Source organism: Lutibacter sp. (genome assembly GCF_046055765.1).
Lineage (GTDB): Bacteria > Bacteroidota > Bacteroidia > Flavobacteriales > Flavobacteriaceae > Lutibacter.
The window spans coordinates 1-14,322 of sequence record NZ_JASFZF010000105.1; the positions used below are offsets into that span (position 1 = coordinate 1).

Sequence of the window (14,322 nt, forward strand, 5' to 3'; positions counted from 1 at the left end):
CATATTATTACGATAGGAAACGGAATTTTTCCGTGTTTCTGTATCTAAATAAATGTTGTCATCAGTAATTGTGCTCCAATCCCAATTTTTAACATTTTTATACATAATATCGGTATTAATTCGTCCCATTTCAAAGAAATTTCCATCATCTGGAGTTTTAATAGGAACTAATCTATACGCCATACCGTCTAATTGTAAATAATCTTTTAGCCAAATATATTCTTCAGCAGCTTGTGCTCCGCCTGTAAAATAGATAGGCCTTTTCCAATTATTATTGGCTAAAATATCGAGCATTAAAATTCTATTTTTTGAAAGTGTGCTAGAAATTTCAATATCAATATAAGGTACAATTAAATCAGCATCTTTTTGTGCAACTGTTCCATTTTTTAAAACAGTTTCTTTATCTACCGGAATTCTAATTTTAGTGGTTGGTAATACTTTTTCAGGAATTCCATCTTCATCTAAATCATAAAAAGTTCTTTTGTTATCACTTTCAATCCACTTCATAAAATTATTAATATTAACAACTGAATCTTTTAATTGTGGGAAAATTTCTTCAAAATAATAGGCAACATCTAAAGTTCCTAACTTGTATTTTTCATGAGTTAATTGCGAAGGTATTGGATCTGCTTCATAAGTTTTACGTTTCATTTGATCTATATACCAATCGGTTTGAAATAGACTGGTATTTATCAATTTCATATCTGTTCTATGATTTTCAACTTCTTGTAAATACCAAAGAGGAAAGGTATCATTATCTCCAATAGTAAATAATATGGCATTTGGCGCACAAGAATCTACATATGCTTGAGCATTTAAATGGGAAGTATATCGGTTAGACCTGTCGTGATCGTCCCAATTTTCAAAAGCCATTAATGTTGGTACGGCTAATAATGTAATTAATGAAACAGCAATTGCAATAGAATTTTTATTTGCATAATTTTTTAATTTTTCAAAAAGTGCGAGTACTCCAAAGCCAACCCAAATAGCAAAAATATAGAAGGAACCAACTACAGCATAATCTCGTTCTCGCGGCTCAAAAGGTTTAGGATTGGTGTAAAATATAATGGCTAAACCAGTAAAAGCAAAGAAAAGCAGTAAGGTGTAAAAGTCGTTTTTACTATTTTTTAGATGAAAAACAAGTCCAATTATACCTAATAGTAAAGGGAGGAAAAAATAGGTATTTCTACCTTTATTATTTTTCACATCGGAAGGTAAGTTAGTTTGTGGACCTAAATGAAGTTCATCAATAAATTGAATACCACTTAGCCAATTTCCATTTTGTAAATCAAGATTTCCTTGCTCATCATTTTGCTTTCCAACAAAATTCCACATGAAATATCTACCATACATATAGCCAAACTGAAAATCAAACATAAATTTCATGTTTTCAATAAAAGTTGGTCGCCTTTTACTTTTTTGAGGAATGCCGGCAATAGATTTATAGTTTTGAATTACTCCAGCATCTGTGCTTACCATTCTTGGAATAAAACCTTTATGCTTACTACTCCAATTTGGAAGTGCATCTTTATAATTGTTTACAATTATATATGTTCCAGTTTTTTCATCCTTTTCATATTTAGGCTTATCATCTTTTGTTGGGTTTGCAGCATCTGTATCTCTATTATAAATTAACGAATAATAGGTGTCGTAAAACACATTAGCATCACCATATTGCTCACGATCGTAATAGGCTAATAATTCGCGTGCACTTGAAGGATTGTTTTCATTAATAGTTGTGTTTGCATTTGCTCTAATTGGTAGCATTAACCAACTAGAAAACCCAATCATAATAAAAAGTACTGATAGAATGAGTGTATTTGCTCCAACCAATTGTTTTTTATGAGTATAATTTATTCCGAAGTAAAACGCACCAATTAAAAGTATAGTTGCAATTATACTTCCTGAGTTAAAAGGAAGACCAATTGAATTCACAAAAAATAACTCTAATGCACTAAAATATTTTAGTGTAAAAGGAAATAACATTTTAAATACAAAAATGAGCACTAAAACTGAAACTATGTTTGCAATAATGAACTGCTTGGTAGTTAGGTTGTTATACTTTTTAAAGATGTATAAAAATACAATTGAAGGTATTACTAAAAGCGATAGGATGTGAACACCAAATGATAGTCCAACTACAAAGCTAATTATTAATAGCCATTTGTTTCCTTGCGGTTTATCCATTTCCACTTCCCAACGTAATCCTAGCCAAAATAATAGCGCCATTAAAAACGATGACATAGCATACACTTCACCTTCAACAGCACTAAACCAAAAACTATCTGAAAATGTATAGGTTAAAGCGCCAACAACACCGCTTCCTAAAATTGCAATTGATGTGCTTTTAGAAATTTTTGATGAATTTTTTACTATTTTTTTTGCTAAGGTAGTAATAGTCCAAAACATAAAAAGTATAGTGAAAGCACTTGCTAATGCCGACATGAAATTTACCATTTTTGCAATTTCAGTAACTTCACTTGTAAACATGGCGAAAAATGCACCTAGCATTTGAAATAATGGTGCTCCTGGTGGATGCCCAACCTCAAGCTTTACAGCGGTAGAAATATATTCTCCACAATCCCAATAACTTACTGTTGGCTCAAGCGTTAGTGTGTAAGTTAATAAAGCAATAACAAAAACGGCCCAACCAATAATGGTATTCCATTTAGTAAAGTTAAATGAATTCATAATTTTTTTTTATTGGAGCGAATTTAGTAAATTTAAACTTAAATATTGAATGTTAGAACGCTATGAGTGTTTAATAAAGTATTAAAGTGTTGTTAAAAGTGCTTTTTCAAAAAAAAACTAAAATATATTTGCTGAATTAAAACTTTGCATTAAATTTGCACCCTCAAATTGACCTATGGTGTAATGGTAGCACTCCGGTTTTTGGTATCGTCAGTCAAGGTTCGAATCCTTGTAGGTCAACAAGCAAACCAAAATATCCCTTTGAACTTTATTGTTTAGAGGGTTTGTTTTTTAAATTCATATATGTACTTACTAAATTTATTAATACATTTTTCTTTATTGGTTTTGTAATATATGCATTACACCCTGCTTCTAAAGCTTTTTCTTTATCACCTTGAAGTGCATAGGCCGTTTGCGAAATAATATAAATATTTTTATTAAATTTTCTAATTTTTCTGGTAGCCTCATAGCCATCCATTTTTGGCATTTTAACATCCATTAAAACTAAATCTAACTCAGGATTTGCTTTGCAGATTTCTACTGCTTCTATGCCGTTTTTTGCATGAAATAAGGTACACTTTAAATTATTTAATAAAACTTTTAAATACTCGTATGCATAAATTTCATCTTCTGCAATTAACACTTTTAAATTTTCAAACGAAGATGTATTTTTAAGTTTTGTTTTTGAAACGGTTTTTTCTTTGCTTACTTTATTTTTTGGAATTGTAAAGTAAAATTGAGAGCTCTCATTAACTTTAGAGGTAATCCATATTTTCCCCCCTAACATTTCTACATACGATTTAGAAATAGATAATCCTAAACCTGCACCTTCATATACGTTAGTATCTTCAATATCTGCTTGAACAAATCGTTCAAATATAGCTTCTTGTCTGTTTTTAGGAATTCCAATTCCGGAGTCTTTTATGTAAAACTCAAAATAATTTGGTTTTTCAATGCACCCAAAATTAATAATTCCTTGATGGCTATATTTTATGGCATTTTTAATAAGATTGGTTAGTATGGCATGTAACTTTATTTGGTCTGTTTCAAGGGTCAACTCTTTGGAGAAGTTTAGATTATCTAATTTTAATTGAATTCCTTTATTGGAAGCTTCAAAACCATATAAATCAAACAAATGTTTCAATTCATTATAAATAATAGTTTTTGATAAATTTAATTTAATTTGACCTGTTTCTAATTTAGAGATATCCATTAAATCATTTAACGTACCTAATAATCTATTACTACTTTTTGTGATAATTTCAATATATTTTTGTTGTTTTTCAGAAGTAAGCTCAGGATTTTGTAATAATTCGGCAAAACCCGAAATTCCATTCATTGGAGTTCTTATTTCGTGACTTATATTTTGAAGAAATGCGGTTTTTAATCGATCAGATTCAGTGGCTTTTTCTAAAGCTTTTTTTATTTCAGAAATATCATGAACAGATCCTACTAATTGTGTGCAATTTCCTTTATTGTCGAATATAGGAGCAATATTTACAGCTCCTATTTTTTCACCTGAAGGATATTGAGTAGTTTCTTCCCAGTGAACAATTGCTTTTTTAGTGATAGCTTCTTTATATTTTTTTAATACAAGGCTTAATGAAGGTTCTGGAATAATTTCAGAAACTAATTTCCCTAAAATAGCTTCTTTTTTTATACCTATAGCATTTGTAAAGGCTTTATTGACTGATGTAAATCTGTATTGTCCTTCATTTTCAACAGTTAAATAGAAAATTACATCACCAACAGTATTGTAAATAGAAGACATTTGTTGTTCTTTTTCAAAAAGGTCTTCTTCTATTTTTTTACGTTTTGTAATATCTAAAATAGTACCTAACAATCGTTCTGAATTCCCATTTGCGTTTTTTATTAATTGAGCTTGAGCATTTACCCAAACCAAACTTTTATCATCACGAATAATTCGTAGTTCAACATCATATTTTTTTAGGTCTTTGGAAGCTAATTCTAAACCGTCTTGAGAGGTTTTCAAATCGTCTGGATGAATATGATTATTCATAAAAGTTATTGGATCTTTTTCATCTTCAGACATTTGATAAATTCTCTTAGCTTCTGGCGATAGTTTAATTTCATTGGTTTTAAAATTCCAATCAATAAACCCAAATTTGGCTATTTTACCAGCCAAAAGTAGTTTTTCATTTTGTGATTTTATTTTTTCTTTAGCACGTTTTCTATCATCAATATTTCTAGAAGTTGCTATAAATCTTGGTTTTCCTAAAATTGTCACAAATTTAATACTAACTTCTACCCAAAACACATGGCCATCTTTATGTTTGGCTTGCCATTCAAATGTTTGTGGACCTTTATTTTTTACTTTTTGTAACCATTTTTGAGCTTCGGCTTTTGTATAATTTGTTTCACTCGAACTTAGTGATTGCATATCTTTTGTAAGAACCTCTTCTTTGGTGTAACCAAACTGGTTGCACATTTGTTGATTTACATCTAATATTTCCCCAGTAATTCCATCATGAATAAAAATAACATCAGAAGTGGAATCAAAAATAGTTTGTAAATAATCTTCAGTAGAATGTAATTCAGATTGAATTTTTTGTTTTTCTTCTTCTTTAATTGCAAGTTTCTTAATGGATGCTTTATAGCTTAAAATTGCTTTTTTACGACTGATTCTTATCGTTCTAATCCAAGATATAACGATTAGTGTAACACCTAAAATTATTAATAGATACCATTTTAAATACTTAAAAATAAAAGTTTCATTACCATAATTGGTAATCCAAGTATTTATTGTTTTGAAATAAAGTGAATTTGAATTTTTATTCCAAAGTTCTAATTGAGTATCTATGCTGTTTAGTAATTCTTTGTTTCCCCCTTTTTTAGTAGCAAAAAGTAAAACATTTGGATCTAAAATAAACTCATTTTTATTGAAACTATATATTTTAGATAAATCGAATCCTACAAAATTATTGAAAACACCTCCTGAAATTTCATTTTGATCAATAGCTTTGGCAATTGACTCATAATCTTTAAATTCTACATAGGTTAATTCAATTTTGAATCTAGACATCATTTTTTTGAATTTTACGCCATGAGCGCCACCTTTTAAAATTCCTATTTTTTTATTTTTTAATTCGTAGAAGTTATGGATATCATCGGTATTTTGAGACAGATATAATTTAGACCACGTAAGCAAAACAGTTTTTTTATTAAAATCTACTAAGCTATCACGTTCAGGTAAATACACAATATTAGGAAGCAAGTCTAACTTATTATTTAAAAGTTTTTCGTAAACTTCATTCCAAGTGCCAAATGTGTACTTTATTTTCCAATTGTTTTCTCTAGCTATAGCATTTAACAATGTAGGATAAAATCCAATCGCTTCTCCATTCACGTAATCTTCAAGGGGAGGATTGTGATAAATACCAACTCTAATTATTTGTGTATCCTTACCTGTATCCTGAGGATAAGTATTTAAGGTAAAGAAAAATAATAGTATGGGAGAAACTAGAACAGTAAAAAAATAGCTTATATATTTCGGTGTTTTTGTTTCCTTGTAATTGGAAATATTATTCATAAAGCATTCATTTTTAAAAAATTAAATGTTTTAGTAAAAGTAGAATATAACTCTTAATTGGACTATGGACTATGGACTATGGACTTGTAACTAAATGGGGTAAATTTTCTAATAAATTTACAACTAGAAATTCCAACTTTTTTAAGTAATAATTTCTATTTTTTAAACTTTAAAAGTAATAACAGGTAATTTAGCGTGATTTGCTAAATCTTCACCAATACTTCCAGTAAATAGGTGAGCTAAACCTCTTCTGCCGCTAGTATTTAGCAAAATAATATCGGCATCAATGACATCAGAAAAATTTAAAATACCAGCTTCGACAGAATCATCATTGTATATATTTAATGTGTAATCACCTAAATCAAATTCGTTAATAAAATTTCTAATGGCATCACTAGAATCTTTAGTAGTCTCAAAATTATGAATAGTATTAATTTTTAATAAGTGTAATTTAGCATTAAAAAGCAGTGTAAAATCTAAGATTTTTTGAAAAGCAACTTTACTTTTCTGTTCAAAATTTGAAGCAAAAACTATATTTTCAATTTTAAATTTATCAATTTCTTGTTTAATAACTAAAACCGGAATTTTAGAATTTCTAACAACTTTTTCTGTATTTGAACCAACCAACATTTCCTCAAGACCAGAAGTTCCACGAGATCCCATAACAATAAGATCAATATTTTGTTTTTTACTTTCGTCAATAATACCATCATATGCTTTGTGAAATTGCACAGAATCTGCTACTTCTACTCCTTCGAAAAATGGTAATTTTTTAAAATCCTCAAATTTTTCATGAGCCCGTTTTAAAAATAATAGCGTAGTTGGTGTATTATTAGAATTTCCATAATTAGAAGGATCAACAACACCTGTTGGTAATTCAAGCATATGTAATAAAAATAATTTCGAATTGGTAAGTCTAGCAATATCAGAAGCTACTTTAGCTGCATATTTTGCTTGTACAGAGAAATCGATAGGGACTAAGATATTTTTCATAAAATTTTGATGTAAAATTTGTGATGCTTTGAGGTAAAGTTAATAATTTTAAATTAAAAAGAAGAATGATTTTTTATCAATTAAAAAAATGTTAGTATATTTGCATCGAATTAGGACAATTTAGAAAGATAGGAGGGGACGATAAGTCCCCTCTTTTTATACAATGATGAATAAAGAAAAGGTAAAAGGTTTATTAAATAATGCTCTTGAAGAAAATTCAGAATTATTTTTAATTGAATTAAAATTTTTAGCTGATAATAAAATTTATGTTGAAGTTGATGGTGATACAGGTGTTACCTTAAAAGAATGTATTAGAATTAGTAGAGAAATTGAGCATAATTTAGATAGAGAAGAGGAAGATTTTTCATTAGAAGTTACCTCTCCAGATGTTGCTAATTCATTAAAAGTGAAGAGGCAATATACCAAAAATATCAACCGAATACTTGAAGTTAAATTAAATGATAATTCTATGGTACAAGGTGTTCTTACTAAAGTAACAGAAAGTGAAATTGAGTTAAAGTGGAAAGCAAGGGAGCCAAAACCTATCGGAAAAGGAAAAGTAACTGTAAATAAAAGCGCAATTATACAGTTTGAAAATATACTAGAAGCAAAAGTGAAAATAATATTTTAATTAAGAGAATGCATGGAAAATTTAGCATTAATTGAGTCATTTTCAGAGTTTAAAGGAGATAAAAACATAGATAGAGTTACGCTTATGGCGATACTTGAAGAAGTTTTTAGAGCAGCTTTAAAAAGAAAATTCGGATCGGATGATAACTTTGATATTATTATCAATCCAGATAAAGGAGATTTAGAAATTTGGCGAAACAGAATTGTTGTAGCCGATGGAATGTCTGAAGATGATAATGAAGAAATTGAACTATCTGAAGCTCAAAAAATTGAGCCAGATTTTGAAATTGGTGAAGACGTATCTGAAGAGGTAAAGTTAGTAGACCTTGGAAGAAGAGCAATTTTAGCATTGCGCCAAAACTTAATTTCAAAAATTTATGAGCATGATAGTACAAATACCTTCAAACATTTTAAAACTTTAGAAGGAGATATTTATAGTGCAGAAGTTCATCATATACGTCATAATGCCATTATTTTATTAGACGATGATGGCAATGAATTAGTATTACCAAAAAGCGAACAAATTCGTTCAGATTATTTTAGAAAAGGAGATTCTGTAAGAGGTATTATTAAAACAGTTGAACTTAGAGGAAATAAACCGGTAATTATTTTATCTAGAACATCACCAGAATTTTTAGTTAAATTATTTGAACAAGAAATTCCTGAAGTTTTTGATGGCTTAATAACCATTGAAAAAGTTGCTAGAATACCAGGTGAAAAAGCAAAAGTAGCTGTTGATTCTTATGATGATAGAATTGATCCTGTTGGAGCTTGCGTTGGTATGAAAGGCTCTCGTATTCACGGAATTGTTCGTGAATTAGGAAATGAAAATATAGATGTACTTAACTATACCAAAAACACACAACTTTTTATTGCAAGAGCTTTAAGTCCTGCCAAAGTAGTATCAATGGTTATCCATGAAGAGGAAGGTAGAGAAGATGGCAGAAAAGGAAGAGTTGATGTATTTTTATTACCAGAAGAAGTTTCAAAAGCAATTGGTAAAAATGGTGTAAATATCCGTTTGGCATCTCAATTAACAGGTTATGAATTAGATGTTCAAAGAGAAGGTGTACAAACTGAAGATGATGTTGAATTAACAGAATTTTCTGATGAAATTGAAGCTTGGGTAATTAAAGAGTTCAATAAAATTGGTTTAGATACAGCTAGAAGCGTATTAGAAAAAGATGTAAAAGAACTTCTGAAAAGAACGGATTTAGAAGAAGAAACTATTTTAGAAGTTCAAAAAATATTAAGAGAAGAATTTGAAGACTAATTTCTAAAAATTCTACAATAATTGGCTTAAAGATATAATATATGGCTGACAACAAAACATTGAGACTAAACAAAGTATTAAGAGAATTAAATATCTCCTTAGATAGAGCTGTTGAGCATTTAGCAGGTAAAGGTATTGAAATTGAAGCAAGACCAACTACAAAAATATCTAATGCAGATTACGAAATACTATTGGATGGTTTTCAGACTGACAGAAATAAAAGAGTAGCTTCAGAAGGTGTAAGTGAAGAAAAGCGAAAAGAAAAAGAAGCAATAAAAATTGCTCTTGAAGAAAAGCTTGAGAAAAAACGCCTTGAAGAAGAAGCTAAAAGAGTTGTTGTAAAAGCACAAGCTGAAAAATTAGAAGTTAAAACAGTTGGTAAAATTGATATTGACTCAAAAAAATCTAATAAATTAGAGGAAGCGCCAAAAAAAGAAATAGCTATTAAAGAAACTAAAGTTGAAGAAGTTCCAGCTGTTGAATCTAAGCCAAAAGTTGAAGAAACAAAATCTATTGATAAAGTTACCCCAAAAGAACCTAAAGTTAAAGAGCGTAAAGAAGAAATTGTAGAAGCAACAAAAGTTGATAACACAATTAAAGCTGATGCTGCTAAAACTAAAAAGGCTTCAGTAAAAAAGGTAGAAGACCAACCAAAAGTTTCGAAGAAAGAAGAAAAGAAAGTTGAAACTACATCAAAAACAGATGAAACTTCAGTTGCAATAAATAAAGATGGAGAAGTTGAAGTTGAGACACCTCAAACAATTGAAACTAAATACAAAAAATTATCTGGGCCTAAAATCACTGGTAAAACAATTGATTTAAAACAATTTGAAAGACCCAAAAAGAAAAAGCCAGAAGCAGTTGTTAAAAAAGGAGCTTCAGCGGATTCTAATAAAAAGAAACGAAGAAGAATTGTAAAAAAAGCTCAACCATTTAATACTAGAAAACCAGGTGGTGGTGGAGGTCAAAATAGATCAGGCTCAAGAGGTCCTCAACGTTCAGGAGGAAGAAAACAAATAGTAAAAGTTGAACCAACTGAAGCTGATGTACAAAAACAAGTAAGAGAAACCTTAGAAAAATTACAAGGGAAATCTAAAAAAGGAAAAGGAGCAAAATACAGAAGAGATAAAAGAGATCATCGTCGTGAGCAATCAGAAATAAACGAAGAACTACAAGCATTTGAAAGCAAAGTGCTTAAAGTAACTGAGTTTGTTACGGTAAGTGAAATTGCAACGATGATGAACATACCAGTTACAAGTATTATTTCAACTTGTATGTCTTTAGGAATGATGGTCACAATGAATCAGCGACTAGATGCTGAAACATTAACAATTGTAGCCGAAGAATTTGATTATACTGTAGATTTTGTTGGTGCTGAAGTTGAAGAAGCAATTGAAGAACATCAAGATACTCCAGAAGAGTTAGAGACAAGAGCCCCAATTATTACCATAATGGGACATGTTGATCACGGTAAAACATCCTTATTAGATTATATTCGTGAAGAAAATGTAATTGCAGGAGAATCTGGAGGTATTACACAGCATATTGGTGCTTACAGTGTTGAGTTAAAAAATGGCGAGAAAATTGCATTTTTAGATACACCAGGTCACGAAGCATTTACAGCAATGCGTGCTCGTGGAGGACAAGTTGCTGATATTGTAATTATTGTAATTGCAGCTGATGATGATGTAATGCCACAAACAAAAGAAGCAATTAGTCATGCGCAAGCAGCAGGTGTTCCAATTATTTTTGCAATAAATAAAATTGATAGACCAACTGCTAATCCTGATAAAATTAAGGAACAACTTTCAGCTATGAATTTATTAGTTGAAGATTGGGGAGGGAAAATACAATCACATGAAATTTCAGCGAAAACAGGTCAGGGCATAGATGAATTACTTGAAAAGGTATCATTAGAAGCTGAAATGTTAGATTTAAAAGCAAATCCAAATAAACATGCAGTAGGAACTGTTGTGGAAGCTTTACTAGATAAAGGACGTGGATATGTATCTACAATTTTAGTTCAAGAAGGAACATTGAAAATTGGTGATTACATGCTAGCAGGTAAAAATAGTGGTAAAGTTAAAGCAATGTTTGATGAGCGTGGTAAAAACATGGATGAAGCCGGGCCTTCAACACCAGTATCAATACTTGGGTTAGATGGAGCTCCACAAGCAGGTGATAAGTTTCATATTTTTGAAGATGAAAAAGAGGCGAAACAAATTGCAACAAAACGCGCTCAATTACAACGTGAACAATCTGTTAGAACTCAGCGTCATATTACTTTAGATGAAATTGGGCGAAGAATTGCATTAGGTGAGTTTAAAGAATTAAATATAATCTTAAAAGGTGACGTTGATGGTTCAGTAGAAGCATTAACAGACTCATTCCAAAAATTATCTACAGATGAAATTCAAGTAAATATAATCCATAAAGGTGTAGGTGCTATTACAGAATCTGATGTGTTATTAGCTTCTGCTTCAGATGCAATTATTGTTGGATTTAATGTTAGACCTTCAGGTAATGCAAGATTATTAGCCGATAAGGAAGAAATTGATGTAAGAACTTACTCAATTATTTATGACGCTATTAATGATTTACGCGATGCAATGGAAGGAATGCTTTCTGCTGAAATTAAAGAAGAAGTAACAGGGAATGTTGAAATTAGAGAAATTTATAAGATTTCTAAAGTAGGTAACATTGCAGGTTGTATGGTAGTTAGTGGTAAAATATTAAGAACTTCTAAAATTAGAATTATTAGAGATAGTGTAGTAATTCATTCAGGTGAATTAATAGCTTTGAAACGTTTTAAAGATGATGCTAAGGAAGTTACTAAAGGATTTGATTGTGGTATTCAAATAAAGAATTTTAATAATATTGAAATAGGTGATGTTATCGAAGCATACCATGAAGTTGAAGTTAAAAAGAAACTGAAAAAAAATTAATATAATTATTAGTCATAAAAAAAGCGTGCAATTGCACGCTTTTTTTGTGCTTAAAATCGTTTATATTTTATCCTCTAAAACGATAGCTCCAGAAAATTTTCCTTTAATAATATTTAAAACTCTATCAGCTTCTAAACGAGTATTAAAATTACCAACCTGAGTTTTCCATTCTGGCGATTTATATATTATTTTAATAGTATATTCTGGATATTTAGCATTGAAATTCAGCTTTATTTTATAAGCATCTGTTTCATTACCGTTATATAATTGTATTTTATAAACTATTGAGTTTTTATTTTTTTTGTTAAAAGCTCTTTTTTGCTCAATTAAATTGTCAATTTTTTCATTTTCACTCTGTGAATATAAATTTGTAAAACTTAATAAAAGTGCTAAAAAGACAGTAAATAATAATTTTTTTGGTGAAATAGTCATATAAATTTTAATTTTTTGTCAAATTTAAGATTTTCCTTGAAATCTATATATATTCATTTGCTATTTAGAATGAATATAAATTACGTTTAACATAATTATAACATTTTGATGTTTGGTTATTAATAGTATTTTTGTCAAATCCTTTAAAAATGACTTAAGTCATCTATTTTTAAATGAAAATATTGTACCAAACAAGAAAGAAAATATTTTTTTTAAGTATGAAAAGTGTTAAATTACACAGTCAATTATCAAGATTAGTAGTTAGTAGTCTTGCTTTCCTTTTATTATTTTCACTTAGTTTATCTGCTCAAGAGGCCGATGTAGCCAATGGAGAGAAACTCTTCAAATCTACTTGTGCAGCTTGTCATAGATTAGATAAAAAATTAGTGGGGCCAGCTTTAAAAGGGGTTACAGAAAGAAGAGAACAAGATTGGTTAATTTCTTGGATTAAAGATAGTCCAGGAATGATTAAATCAGGAGACAAAATTGCAATTCAATTGTTTGAAGAAAATAATAAATTGCCAATGACCCAAAATCCTCAATTGTCTAATCAAGATATTATTGATATTTTGGAATATACAAAGGGAACACCTGTGACCAAAGTGGATGCTGCTGTTGAAGTTGACCCTGGAGTTGAAAGAGGTAAGAAAATTTTTAAAGCTAATTGTGCAGCTTGTCATAAATTGGATAAGAAATTAATTGGCCCAGCTTTATTTAAAATAGAAGATAAATATGATGCTGAATGGTTGAAATTATGGATTAAAGACAATACCGCATTGGTAGCTTCTGGTGATAAGTTAGCAAAAACAGCATCAGAATATTCTCCTATTGCTATGACGCCTTTTCCTCAATTATCTGATGAAAATATTGAAGATATATTGAAATATTTAGCTGTTGGAGATGTTAAAAAAGCTGCAGTTGCAACAACTACATCTAAAACAGATCAGGAAATTTTTAATAAACCTGGATTAGGTGTTTTACCATCCTTGGGATTAACCATTTTAGCCTTTTTATTATTATCACTTATTGTTGCGTCAACAACGAATAAAAAGAAGGTAGGAGGAGAAGAAAAAGAAGATAGTATGCTAAAAAGCATGTTTATGAATCCTTTTTTAAGATTCTTAGCCTTAATTTTTGTTTTGTTAGGTTCAGCTTATTTGGTGTTTGCATATTTCATGCAAGTGGGTGTTGATACCGGTTATCAGCCTATTCAACCAATTGCGTTTTCACATGCGGTGCACGCTGGAGATAATAAAATTGATTGTCAATATTGTCATTCATCTGCAAAAAATAGTAAAACTTCAGGAATTCCTTCTGTCAATGTTTGTATGAACTGTCATAAATCAATTACAGAATACAATGGAGAATTATTTGGAGAATACTCTAAAGAAGATTTAGATGGTGAAATTCAAAAAATATACGATGCAGTAGGTTGGGATAAAGACAATTTAGAATACATTGAAGGCGCTAAACAAAAACCAATTGAATGGGTTCGTATTCACAATTTAGCAGATTTCGCATATTATAATCACTCTCAACACGTAACAGTAGCAGGGCTTCAATGTCAAAAATGCCATGGTCCTGTTGAAACAATGCACGAGGTAAAACAATTCTCAAAATTAACAATGGGATGGTGTATTGATTGTCATAAAACAACAGAGGTTGACATGAAAGATAATGGCTATTATAAAAATATCCATGACCAGTTGTCTAAAAAGTATGGTATAGAAAAAGTGACAGTAGCTCAAATGGGTGGTCAAGAATGTGGAAAATGTCACTATTAATAAGAATTTAGAAATAAGTATATA

General features: G+C 29.9%; 8 protein-coding genes and 1 tRNA gene. 5 read left to right on the top strand and 4 right to left on the bottom strand.

From position 1 onward, the window contains the following. Window positions 1-2,691 (bottom strand): DUF2723 domain-containing protein (locus tag QM495_RS10070; protein ID WP_408671979.1); only part of this gene is annotated, 2,691 nt, incomplete at its 3' end. A gap of 169 nt (window positions 2,692-2,860) precedes the next feature. Between QM495_RS10070 and QM495_RS10075 the strand changes: the two genes are divergently transcribed. Then, a tRNA-Gln gene (locus tag QM495_RS10075) sits at window positions 2,861-2,931 on the top strand. Window positions 2,932-2,959: 28 nt separating this feature from the next. Here the strand turns inward: QM495_RS10075 and QM495_RS10080 are convergent. Together QM495_RS10080 and QM495_RS10085 are read right to left on the bottom strand one after the other, a co-directional pair. Continuing rightward, a complete protein-coding gene (locus QM495_RS10080) occupies window positions 2,960-6,241 on the bottom strand; it encodes a PAS domain S-box protein (RefSeq protein ID WP_408671980.1) in 3,282 nt (1,093 codons plus the stop codon). A 162-nt stretch (window positions 6,242-6,403) separates the two neighbouring features. After that, entirely contained in the window at window positions 6,404-7,234 is an 831-nt protein-coding gene (locus QM495_RS10085) for a universal stress protein (RefSeq protein ID WP_408671981.1), read from the bottom strand. 163 nt (window positions 7,235-7,397) lie between these two features. On the opposite strand from QM495_RS10085, the gene rimP reads away from it, so the two are divergent. Genes rimP through infB form a run of 3 tightly spaced genes read left to right on the top strand, consistent with a single transcriptional unit; the run spans window position 7,398 to window position 12,082 of the window. After that, window positions 7,398-7,865 carry a ribosome assembly cofactor RimP gene (gene rimP, locus QM495_RS10090; RefSeq protein WP_408671982.1) on the top strand — a complete coding sequence of 156 codons (468 nt, stop codon included), beginning with the start codon at window positions 7,398-7,400 and terminating at the stop codon, window positions 7,863-7,865. 12 nt (window positions 7,866-7,877) lie between these two features. Continuing rightward, window positions 7,878-9,137 carry a transcription termination factor NusA gene (nusA, locus tag QM495_RS10095; protein ID WP_408671983.1) on the top strand — a complete coding sequence of 420 codons (1,260 nt, stop codon included), beginning with the start codon at window positions 7,878-7,880 and terminating at the stop codon, window positions 9,135-9,137. 41 nt (window positions 9,138-9,178) lie between these two features. Further along, window positions 9,179-12,082, top strand: coding sequence for a translation initiation factor IF-2 (gene infB, locus QM495_RS10100; protein WP_408671984.1), 2,904 nt, complete (start codon window positions 9,179-9,181; stop codon window positions 12,080-12,082). A 60-nt stretch (window positions 12,083-12,142) separates the two neighbouring features. On the opposite strand, the gene QM495_RS10105 is transcribed toward infB, so the two are convergent. Continuing rightward, window positions 12,143-12,514, bottom strand: coding sequence for an SPOR domain-containing protein (locus QM495_RS10105; protein ID WP_408671985.1), 372 nt, complete (start codon window positions 12,512-12,514; stop codon window positions 12,143-12,145). A gap of 218 nt (window positions 12,515-12,732) precedes the next feature. On the opposite strand from QM495_RS10105, the gene QM495_RS10110 reads away from it, so the two are divergent. After that, on the top strand, window positions 12,733-14,298 hold the full coding sequence (locus QM495_RS10110) for a c-type cytochrome (protein WP_408671986.1): 1,566 nt from the start codon (window positions 12,733-12,735) through the stop codon (window positions 14,296-14,298). Window positions 14,299-14,322 lie beyond the last annotated feature (24 nt).